Here is a 6,484-nt window from a genome sequence, read left to right on the forward strand (position 1 = left end):
TTCGGAGTAATAGTAGCTGGACGATACACTTTGCACCGACTGAATGAACAGTTAACAGTTGTTAGTTCTTGCACACGGCTGGCTGCAGATTAAGCTGGCCGACGATTTCCGAAGATTGGAGTGTTTCATGTCCCGCCGCTTGCCCGTGATTTTGCTGCTTGTTCTGTTGCCGTTGTGGCTGGCTGCCAGTTATGCCGCGCGGTATGGCTTTATGGAGGACGGGCAGTGGGTCGGTATCTGCGTGGATGAGGCCAGTCGCTGGGAATGCCAGGTGCGCTCGAACCTTGGTTTGATGATTCACTTCAAGGTGTTGGGCTGGGCAGCGTTGGGGGCGGCGTTGGTCGGTTTTGTCTTGCCCGGGCGGGCAGGGTGGTGGCTGGCGGTACTGGCGCTGGTGTTCGGGGTGCCGGCGCTGGCGTTGTACAACACTACGTTGGCGGTGTTTGCGTTGGTGATTGCCGGGTTGCGGTTGGTCCGCGAGTCCCGTAGCGCCTGATCGTCAGCTATCGCGAGCAGGCTCACTCCTACAAGGGGAACGCATTCCAAACTGTAGGAGTGAGCCTGCTCGCGATGGGGCATTTCAGTCGATGAATATTAAATCTTGTGAACACGCAGGCACCGCCACAAAGCAGCCACCATCAACACACTCACCAACGCCCAGCCCCACGCCTGCTGATTCTGCAACCCTTCCTGATACAACTGCGGCGCAATCCCCGCACCAACAATAAACGTCAGCAGAGCAATTTCGCGACGCGGCACACTCACCGGACGGCACAGATACACCAGCGCCGGCAGCACGAACGCCATGCTGGCAAAGCTGCGATAACGCGGATCGAAGACCATCTCGAGCATCATCACCGCCGCAGCAAAACCTGCCGCCGCAACCAGCCAGCCGGCACGCCGCTCCAGCAGATTGAACGCACGTTGACGCCAGCCAGTACGCGCACTGAGCGCCAGCGCCGCATGTGCCAACACCAACAGGTTCAACGCTGTCAGCAAGCCGACCCACAGCCATTCGCCGGTAAACCTTGTGGTCACTCGCGCCAGATCACCCCAGGCGCCAATCGAGCAAGCGCCGAGGGCGCCCAGCAGCGGCAACACCAGCGCCGAGCGCGTGGTGCGAACGCGACCGCCAAGGATCAGTGTGCCGAGGAAAATCAAACCACCAACCGCCAGCCATTCCTTCCAGAACGGCACATTCGTCACCGGCCCGGCGAGTACGCCTTTGTCCTGACGATCCGCATCAAACAGCCCCCAGTAACCGCCCACCGCACCTTCGCTGCCGCGCTTCCACGGCTGGTCAAACGCTTCGATCAGGTTGTAATGCCAGCCTTCTTGCTCGGCCATTGCGACAAAACCACGAATGAATTTGGCCTCGTTGACCCGGCTCGGCAGGGCGGTTTCGCGCTGACGGCCTTCGCTCGGCCAGCCGGTTTCGCCGATCATCACGTCTTTGGGCGCGAATTTATTGCCGAACACCTGGCGAACTTGCGCGACATGTTGCAGAGCTGCGTCGATGTTTGACGGGTCATCTTCCCAGTACGGCAATAAGTGAATGGTCAGGAAGTCCACTGCTGGCGCGACTTCCGGATGCTTGAGCCAGAACTCCCAGACGTCGGCGTAAGTGACCGGTTGCTTGATCTGGCTCTTGACCTTGTTGATCAGGCGGACCAGTTGCGTGCCGGTAACTTCTTTGCGCAGCAAGGCTTCGTTGCCGACGATCACCGCGCTGACCACGTCCGGGTTGGCGTTGGCCGAGGCGATCAGCAGGTCGACTTCTTTCTCGGTGTCCACCGGGTTGCTGTTGACCCAGGCGCCGATCATCAATTTCAAACCGTGTTTGCGCGCCAGATCCGGCAGCGCTTCCAGGCCGGTCATTGAATAAGTGCGAATGCACTCAAAGCGTGTCGCCAGCAATGCGAGGTCGGCGTCCATGCGCTCGGGGCGCAGCTTGAATGGCACGTCGAACGGCGATTGGTCTTTGTCGAACGGCGTGTAGGACGCGCATTGCAGCTTGTGCGTCGGCGTCGCAGCGTCCGGCAGTATCACCGGTTTGCCGAGGCCGTACCAGAAGCCACCGAGGGCAAACAGGCCCAGCAGGCAGGCAAATAAATAAGCAGGGAAAGGAAAGCGGGACGTCGCGGACATGGTCGGGCCGAGTGGCTGCAAAGCGACGCATGTTACCTGCATTTATAGAGAGGTTGGTGGCCTGCATGATTTGCACATGCAAAGTTCGGGCGGATTATTTGGCGTCATTTATAAAGCCGCGATTAATGGCCTTCTGATGTCGTTTCTCGTTGCCTTGAGGTCGCTGACAGAGCAGGTCGCCGGAGGCGTCAGGTTGATGATCAAGGCATCAGTACTCCGCTGATGTTCGAGTTGGTTTGCGGTCAGGCGTGATGGGGGCGCTGTGCACCATAACAATACGTTGACGATGCCCGGCATCCGTCGGGCGCAGCATTTCGGGGAAGTAACGATGAAGATGCGACGACTTTTAGGCGCAGGTGCCGCTCTGGTGCTTGCGATGAGCTCCACTTTCGCCAGCGCAGAAAAACAGACCCTGAACATCGGGTACGTTGACGGCTGGTCCGACAGCGTCGCGACCACCCACGTGGCGGCCGAAGTGATCAAACAGAAACTCGGCTACGCCGTTAAGCTGCAAGCCGTCGCCACCGGGATCATGTGGCAGGGCGTTGCCACCGGCAAACTCGACGCCATGCTCTCGGCCTGGCTGCCTGTGACTCACGGTGAATACTGGACGAAAAACAAGGATCTGGTCGTCGACTACGGCCCGAACTTCAAGGATGCAAAAATCGGCCTGATCGTGCCGGAGTATGTGAAAGCCAAGTCGATCGAAGACCTGAAAACCGATGACACCTTCAAAAACCGTATCGTCGGCATCGACGCCGGTTCAGGCGTAATGCTCAAGACCGATCAGGCGATCAAGGATTACGGCCTCGACAAGTATTCGCTCAAAGCCAGTTCCGGCGCCGGCATGATTGCCGAACTGACCCGTGCCGAGAAGAAAAACGAATCCATCGCCGTCACCGGTTGGGTGCCGCACTGGATGTTCGCCAAGTGGAAACTGCGCTTCCTCGACGACCCGAAAGGCGTGTACGGCGCAGCTGAAACCGTGAACAGCATCGGCAGCAAAGAACTGGCGACCAAGGCGCCGGAAGTGGCCAAGTTCCTGAAGAACTTCCAGTGGGCGTCGAAAGACGAAATCGGCGAAGTGATGCTGGCGATTCAGGACGGTGCCAAGCCTGACGCAGCGGCCAAGGATTGGGTCGCCAAGCACCCGGATCGCGTGGCTGACTGGACCAAATAAAAGCAACACCGCCGTACCCCTGTAGGAGTGAGCCTGCTCGCGATAGCGTCCTGTCAGTTGATGAAAATGTCGACTGATACGACGCCATCGCGAGCAGGCTCACTCCTACAGTTGTTTTGGGTGTACCGAAGAATGGCGATTACGTCATGGCGTTCTACTACTAAGGTCGTCTGTTCCCGCTCCCGCAGCCGCATACATTAGCTATGTTCCAACAATAATTTGTGCTGCGAGGATAAAAACAATGAACGACAGCATTTACCTCTCGATTCAAAACAGTCCCCGATTCAAGGAGCTGGTTCAGAAAAGGGAACGATTCGCCTGGATTCTCTCGGCAATCATGCTCGGGCTTTACTCCGCATTCATCCTTCTGATTGCTTACGGGCCGCATATTCTGGGCGCGAAGATCAGTCCTGAATCATCCATAACCTGGGGTATCCCGATCGGTGTCGGGCTGATTCTGTCTGCCTTCATCCTGACCGGTATCTACGTGCGCCGCGCCAATGGCGAGTTTGACGACCTGAACAATGCGATTCTCAAGGAGGCTCAGCAATGATCCGGCGTCTACTGGCTTTATTGAGCGTTGCAGCGTTCGCACCGGGTGTCTGGGCGGCTGACGCGTTGACGGGAGAGGTGGCCAAACAGCCGCTGAACATTCCCGCGATCCTGATGTTCGTCGCCTTCGTTGGCGCGACGTTGTACATCACCTACTGGGCCTCGAAGAAAAACAACTCGGCGGCCGACTACTATGCGGCGGGCGGCAAGATCACCGGTTTCCAGAACGGTCTGGCGATTGCCGGTGACTACATGTCGGCGGCGTCCTTCCTGGGGATTTCCGCGCTGGTGTTCACCTCCGGCTACGATGGCCTGATCTACTCGATCGGCTTCCTGGTGGGCTGGCCGATCATTCTGTTTCTGATCGCCGAGCGTCTGCGTAACCTGGGTAAATACACCTTTGCCGACGTGGCGTCCTACCGCCTCGGGCAAACCCAGATTCGCACCCTGTCTGCCTGCGGTTCGCTGGTGGTGGTGGCGTTCTACCTGATTGCGCAAATGGTTGGTGCCGGCAAGCTGATTCAGCTGTTGTTCGGTCTGGACTACCACGTTGCCGTGATTCTGGTTGGCGTGCTGATGTGCATGTACGTGCTGTTCGGCGGCATGCTGGCGACCACCTGGGTGCAGATCATCAAGGCGGTGCTGTTGCTGTCCGGTGCCTCGTTCATGGCGCTGATGGTGATGAAGCACGTAGGCTTTGACTTCAACACATTGTTCTCCGAAGCGATCAAGGTTCACGCCAAGGGCGAAGCGATCATGAGCCCGGGCGGTCTGGTCAAGGACCCGATTTCGGCTTTCTCGCTGGGTCTGGCGCTGATGTTCGGTACTGCTGGCCTGCCACACATTCTGATGCGCTTCTTCACCGTGAGTGACGCAAAAGAAGCCCGCAAGAGCGTGCTCTACGCAACTGGCTTCATTGGTTACTTCTACATCCTGACCTTCATCATCGGCTTCGGCGCGATCCTGCTGGTCAGCACTAACCCGGCCTTCAAAGATGCGGCTGGCGCGCTGTTGGGCGGCAACAACATGGCGGCGGTGCACCTGGCCAACGCGGTCGGTGGCAGTATCTTCCTCGGCTTTATCTCGGCGGTGGCGTTCGCGACCATTCTGGCGGTTGTTGCCGGTCTGACGCTGGCCGGTGCTTCGGCGGTTTCTCACGACCTGTATGCCAGTGTGATCAAGAAGGGCAAGGCGAACGAGAAGGACGAGATTCGCGTTTCGAAGATCACCACCATTGCCTTGGCGGTGTTGGCGATCGGCTTGGGCATCCTGTTTGAAAGCCAGAACATTGCGTTCATGGTTGGCTTGGCGTTCTCGATCGCGGCGAGCTGTAACTTCCCGGTACTGCTGCTTTCGATGTACTGGAAGAAGCTGACCACCCGTGGCGCGATGATTGGCGGCTGGTTGGGTCTGGTGAGTGCGGTGGGCCTGATGATCCTCGGCCCGACCATCTGGGTGCAGATTCTGCATCATGAGAAGGCGATCTTCCCTTACGAGTACCCGGCGCTGTTCTCGATGATCATTGCCTTTGTGGGGATCTGGTTATTCTCGATCACTGACAAGTCGGCGGCAGCGGACAAAGAGCGGGCGCTGTTCTTCCCGCAGTTTGTGCGTTCGCAGACTGGGTTGGGGGCGAGCGGGGCGGTTTCGCATTGATGGTTTGATGGTTTTGTAAATGTTTTGCTGAATGCCCCGGTTGAGAGATCGGGGCATTTTTTGTGGGCGGTTATCGGACTTTGGTGTGTTTTTTATTGGGTGTATATCCGTTGCTGCGGTAACGGCTGATTAGGGTTTCGCCCTTACGGCGACTCACTTTTTTTCAAGCGCGAAAAAAAAGTAAGCAAAAAAAGCTTGCTCCTACGTGCGGCCCGCTCGCTGGGGCTCGGGGTTCCTTCGCTGCGGGATTGATCCGGGCGCAGCGCCTACGGTTTGCTTCGCTGCACCTCCTCTCGCTGTGTTTGGCTGCGCCAAACGGTCGCTGCGCTCCCACGCCCGGATCAACCCCTCCACTCAGCCTTCCGACGTCGCCTTACAGATCAAGAGCTGCAGCCGAGCTAACGCTCATCCTGTTGAGTGGTGAGAAGCACAGCGTGCTCGGCTTTGGTTTTGTGGTGGGGCTACCCCTCACCCCAGCCCTCTCCCGAGGGAGAGGGGGCTGATTTGTGAGCTTTTCAGAATCTGAGTTCAACGCGGTATCGCACGTCGGCATAGCTCTCCCAAACACCCTGGTCAGTCCTCTCTACATCCGGAAATGGAGGGAGAGGGGCCGATTTGTGTGTTTTTCAAAACCTGAGTTCAACGCGCTATCGCACGTCGGCATAGCTCTCCCAAACACCTCGGTCAGTCCCCTCTCCCTCCGGGAGAGGGCTAGGGTGAGGGGCTTTTGATGTGGCTTGTGATCTTGCTTTGGCTTTGGTTCTTGATCTTTTGCCCCATCGGCAGGCCGAGCGGAGGTGTTCATCCGGGGGTAGGCGCGCAGCGCCGTGCGGCGAAGCCGCATTCATCGAGAGGAGGTGCAGCGAAGCAAACCGTAGGCGATGCCCCCGGATGGACACCGTAGCGAGGGAACACTGAGCCTCAGCGAAGTGCCGTACGCAGGGGCAA

Annotated in this window: 5 protein-coding genes; 4 read left to right on the plus strand and 1 reads right to left on the minus strand. The window is 58.1% G+C overall.

Going from position 1 to position 6,484, the window contains the following annotated elements:
* The first annotated feature begins 127 nt into the window (after nt 1-127).
* Complete coding sequence (locus AK821_RS17955; RefSeq protein WP_064390902.1) at nt 128-496, plus strand: hypothetical protein; 369 nt, start codon at nt 128-130, stop codon at nt 494-496.
* 98 nt (nt 497-594) lie between these two features.
* Here the strand turns inward: AK821_RS17955 and AK821_RS17960 are convergent, their stop codons facing one another.
* A complete protein-coding gene (locus tag AK821_RS17960) occupies nt 595-2,190 on the minus strand; it encodes a glycoside hydrolase family 17 protein (protein ID WP_064390903.1) in 1,596 nt (531 codons plus the stop codon).
* 286 nt (nt 2,191-2,476) lie between these two features.
* Here AK821_RS17960 and AK821_RS17970 point away from each other — a divergent pair, with 286 nt between their 5' ends.
* The 3 genes from AK821_RS17970 to AK821_RS17980 all read left to right on the plus strand — a co-directional run bounded on the left by AK821_RS17970 (nt 2,477) and on the right by AK821_RS17980 (nt 5,536).
* Nucleotides 2,477-3,328 carry a glycine betaine ABC transporter substrate-binding protein gene (locus tag AK821_RS17970; protein WP_064390904.1) on the plus strand — a complete coding sequence of 284 codons (852 nt, stop codon included), beginning with the start codon at nt 2,477-2,479 and terminating at the stop codon, nt 3,326-3,328.
* A gap of 241 nt (nt 3,329-3,569) precedes the next feature.
* A complete protein-coding gene (locus AK821_RS17975; protein ID WP_016987516.1) occupies nt 3,570-3,881 on the plus strand; it encodes a DUF485 domain-containing protein in 312 nt (103 codons plus the stop codon).
* On the plus strand, nt 3,878-5,536 hold the full coding sequence (locus tag AK821_RS17980) for a cation acetate symporter (protein ID WP_064390905.1): 1,659 nt from the start codon (nt 3,878-3,880) through the stop codon (nt 5,534-5,536). Before AK821_RS17975 ends, AK821_RS17980 begins: the two co-directional genes overlap by 4 nt.
* Nucleotides 5,537-6,484: the final 948 nt, after the last annotated feature.

The sequence above is a fragment of the Pseudomonas sp. RIT-PI-r genome (assembly GCF_001297015.1).
Taxonomy (GTDB): Bacteria; Pseudomonadota; Gammaproteobacteria; order Pseudomonadales; family Pseudomonadaceae; genus Aquipseudomonas.

Bases quoted from the DNA above. Each gene is read 5' to 3' on its own strand.
- AK821_RS17960 (WP_064390903.1), bottom strand. From the start codon at position 2,190: ATGCAGGTAACATGCGTCGCTTTGCAGCCACTCGGCCCGACCATGTCC.
- AK821_RS17975 (WP_016987516.1), top strand. From the start codon at position 3,570: ATGAACGACAGCATTTACCTCTCGATTCAAAACAGTCCCCGATTCAAG.
- AK821_RS17970 (WP_064390904.1), top strand. From the start codon at position 2,477: ATGAAGATGCGACGACTTTTAGGCGCAGGTGCCGCTCTGGTGCTTGCG.
- AK821_RS17955 (WP_064390902.1), top strand. From the start codon at position 128: ATGTCCCGCCGCTTGCCCGTGATTTTGCTGCTTGTTCTGTTGCCGTTG.
- AK821_RS17980 (WP_064390905.1), top strand. From the start codon at position 3,878: ATGATCCGGCGTCTACTGGCTTTATTGAGCGTTGCAGCGTTCGCACCG.